Source organism: Paenimyroides marinum (genome assembly GCF_900108395.1).
Taxonomy (GTDB): domain Bacteria; phylum Bacteroidota; class Bacteroidia; order Flavobacteriales; family Flavobacteriaceae; genus Flavobacterium; species Flavobacterium marinum.
In genome coordinates this window covers 1-1377 of sequence record NZ_FNXE01000092.1, presented here as the reverse complement: position 1 = coordinate 1377, position 1377 = coordinate 1, and the positions used below count along the sequence as shown (strand labels likewise).

Here is a 1377-nt window from a genome sequence, read left to right as displayed (position 1 = left end):
CAGCCGCTACGCGGACTGGCGCACATCAAGCGGTTTTGCACAATTCCGACCCGAGCAAAGCTCGGTCGAAACTGCGCAAAGCCGCCGGGCCGTTACCTGCAAGGCTAAAAAACGACACTACAATGAAGAAACTAATATTTACGACATTTTTATTTTTTTCACTTTTTACTGTATTCGGACAGAATGGATTGAAAAACGGAAATCTTTTTATCCTGTTAAAGGACAAGAATACAATTTCAATTAACTCATACATTAACAACAGTATAAATCAAATTAAAACATTCCCGATTACTGAAAAATCAATTTACACGACTGACCAAAAGGAACGAATTGTAGTTCTTGATACTGCAAAAAACAAAGTTACGATTTACAACATTAAATCGGGAGAAATTAAATTGACAATCCCTTTTGACATAAAGCCAAAATCCATTTTTATTGATGAAAACAATCTATTTATAGGTGGCGAAAAGGGAAAGGAGATTCTAATTCAATATCATTTAAAAAATGAAAAATGGTATCAACTTGAGATTCCAAGTGAAGTTGTTGTTTGGGGTAAAGCAATAGACGATATAGTTGTAAATGACAGCTTACTAATAGCAATTGACAATATAGTTTTGCCAAAATATGTTTTATTTTATCGCAAAAACTCAACTGATAAATTAGAACTACTACATTTTAAAGAACTAAAACATAATGGTGCTTACGAGAGCATACACCAAGGACGAATAACAGAAACATACATTGGGCTTTTGTCAGACACCTATAGTGGTTATGTAGGAGCGACAAATCATATAACCGTTTATAACAACTTGGACTTATCAAGTAGTTTTGCATTGTCCTCCAACCAAAATGACAAAAACTACCACACTTTTACTGATTTCATCCTCATAAATGACAAAATAGTAATTGCCAGTAAGGAAAAAGGGTTGGGTATTTTTGAAATAAAAGAATCATATTTTAAAAAGTCAGATGAGTATTCTAACAGGAGTAGTAATCGCAGAGAAGATATTTCAAAAATAAAATATACGAAATATGATAACCAAGTAATTACGAAATTGACTTTGATTCCTAACACAAATAAAATTGTATTGACTTTAGAAGATAAAAAAGGAGTAATAAGACACGAAATTATTGCAATATGAACAGAAGCCCAGCAGGTAACAGGCGTTTGGCTCAATGGCGGGTTCAGTGGTTAATTGAACATGCTACCTTGCATCAACTTTTGTGGTATATTGACAGTTTTGTGCTCCGAAATCCGCCACTGCGCCAAGCGCCAAAACGTCCGTCAGGCTGTGAAAAAAGTCCTTTTCAGCAAGGAAACAGCTTGTAGAATGAATTTATACACACTTATAAGGTGCTTTTAGAGCACCTATTTTT

General features: G+C 34.4%; 2 protein-coding genes. Both read left to right on the top strand.

Annotated elements, in window-relative coordinates; translation table 11 throughout:
- On the top strand, window positions 1–1142 hold a 1142-nt coding region (locus BLW20_RS14505; protein WP_218143531.1), incomplete at its 5' end, for a hypothetical protein.
- Window positions 1139–1330 carry a hypothetical protein gene (locus BLW20_RS14500; protein WP_091103008.1) on the top strand — a complete coding sequence of 64 codons (192 nt, stop codon included), beginning with the start codon at window positions 1139–1141 and terminating at the stop codon, window positions 1328–1330. The genes BLW20_RS14505 and BLW20_RS14500, both read left to right, overlap by 4 nt.
- Window positions 1331–1377: the final 47 nt, after the last annotated feature.